The sequence below is a fragment of the Bradyrhizobium sp. Kon69 genome (genome assembly GCF_055807515.1).
The window spans coordinates 1-229 of sequence record NZ_JBVVOS010000637.1 but is presented as its reverse complement, the minus strand read 5'-3'; the positions used below and the strand labels follow the sequence as shown (position 1 = coordinate 229).

The following is a 229-nucleotide window of genomic DNA, read 5'->3' as shown; positions in this document are numbered from 1 at the left end:
ATCCGATCACGACGGCAATGAGCAGCGCGACGACCACGGCCATGAAGGCGAGATAGCTCGCGCGTGGCCGATGCCACTCGTTGCTGATGGTGTCGCGGAACAGGGCTGCGACCGGCACGTCATGCACGCGCCCGAGCGGCCAGAGGCCGAAGGCCAGCGCCGTCAGCAGGCCGTAGACGAACGACAGCGCGAGCTCGTCGAAATGCACGGCCGGCACCACCGGCAGGGG

Annotated in this window: 1 protein-coding gene; it reads right to left on the bottom strand. The window is 68.6% G+C overall.

All coding sequences use genetic code 11. The features are described from left to right. The coding region (locus AC0L3U_RS40410; RefSeq protein WP_473365273.1) for a hypothetical protein at positions 1–229 on the bottom strand (229 nt) is incomplete at both ends.